1 protein-coding gene is annotated in these 1,691 nt (G+C 60.9%); it reads left to right on the top strand.

Annotated features, from left to right (window positions below; translation table 11 throughout):
- Positions 1-1,384: threonine--tRNA ligase (gene thrS, locus AC1DT3_RS20270; protein WP_477467008.1), on the top strand; the 1,384-nt coding region annotated here is incomplete at its 5' end.
- Between the last annotated feature and the right edge of the window lie 307 nt (positions 1,385-1,691).

The raw sequence follows: 1,691 nt of genomic DNA, 5'->3' as shown, positions 1-1,691 counted from the left end.
CAACAACCCGATGCTGACACGCATCTACGGCACCGCCTGGGCCTCCCAGGAGGATCTCGACGCCTACATCATGCAGCTCGAGGAAGCCGAGAAGCGCGATCACCGTCGGCTGGGTCGCGAGATGGATCTCTTCCACTTCCAGGAGGAAGGTCCGGGCGTCGTGTTCTGGCATCCGAAGGGCTGGACGATGTTCCAGGAGCTGACATCCTACATGCGCCGCCGGCTGAAGGGCGACTACCAGGAAGTCAACGCACCGCAGATCCTCGACAAGGCGCTCTGGGAAACGTCGGGCCATTGGGGCTGGTACCGGGAGAACATGTTCGTCACCAAGACCGAGGACGATCGGGTTTTCGCGATCAAGCCGATGAATTGCCCGGGCCATGTGCAGATCTTCAAGCACGGTCTGAAATCCTACCGCGACCTGCCGCTTCGTCTCGCCGAGTTCGGTGCGGTCTCGCGCTACGAACCGTCGGGAGCGCTGCACGGATTGATGCGCGTGCGCGCGTTCACGCAGGACGATGCGCATGTGTTCTGCACCGAGGATCAACTCGCGGCCGAATGTCTCAAGATCAACGATCTGATCCTGTCGACCTATGCCGATTTCGGCTTCGAAGACATCGTCGTGAAACTCTCGACACGACCCGATAAGCGTGTCGGCACGGACGAGATGTGGGATCACGCGGAAGACGTGATGACGCGCGTCCTGAAGCAGATCGAGGATCAGTCGGGCGGCCGTATCAAGACCGCGATCAATCCGGGCGAAGGTGCGTTCTACGGGCCGAAATTCGAGTACGTGCTGCGTGATGCGATCGGCCGCGATTGGCAATGCGGGACGACGCAGGTCGACTTCAATCTGCCTGAGCGTTTCGGCGCGTTCTATGTCGATCATGACGGTCAGAAGAAGACACCGTGCATGGTCCATCGCGCCATCTGCGGATCGATGGAGCGCTTTACGGGTATCCTGATCGAGCATTTCGCCGGGCACTTCCCGCTCTGGCTCGCGCCCGTGCAGGTGGTTGTCGCGACCATCACCTCGGACGGCGACGGTTATGCGCAGGAGGTCGTGCGCGCGGCCGACAAGGCCGGCCTGCGGGTGACGTCGGATTTGCGCAACGAGAAGATCACATACAAGGTTCGCGAACACTCGCTCGCCAAAGTACCTGTACTTCTCGTCGTCGGAAAGAAGGAAGCGGCGGAGCGCACCGTCTCCATCCGCCGCTTCGGCAGTCCCGACCAGACATCGATGACGCTCGACGACGCGTTGAAGATGCTGGTCGCGGAGGCCGTCACGCCCGATCTCAAGCGCGCGGCGGAAGCGGTTTCCGAGCCGGAGGTTCACGTGACACTCGATGGGCAGCACGTTGTCGAACGGACGTTGATCTGAACGAGAGAGCGGCCGCATGTGTTGTGCGGCCGCGCTTTTCCAAGTGGTCCGGAGTGCGTCCGGACAYCGCCGATGCGGCGGAGGCCACTTACAGAACGTGATCGGCAAACGAAATTCGCCATTCGGCCTGATTTCGTCTCTTTTGAATTGGACATGATCGTCTTGCCGAACCGACTTCGCTTTCGGCGAGTCATGTCCTAGGAGACCGAACCTCTTGTTCGGATGTCGCGATGCGAAAGTGTGCTGGACTATTCCTCTTGATGACGTTCGCATCGCCGGCCCTGGCGGACGGGCCGGGCTATCGGGC

The organism is Microvirga sp. P4_G7 (assembly GCF_056401005.1).
The sequence above is the reverse complement of the archived record's forward strand: the minus strand, read 5'-3'. Positions and strand labels throughout refer to the sequence as shown.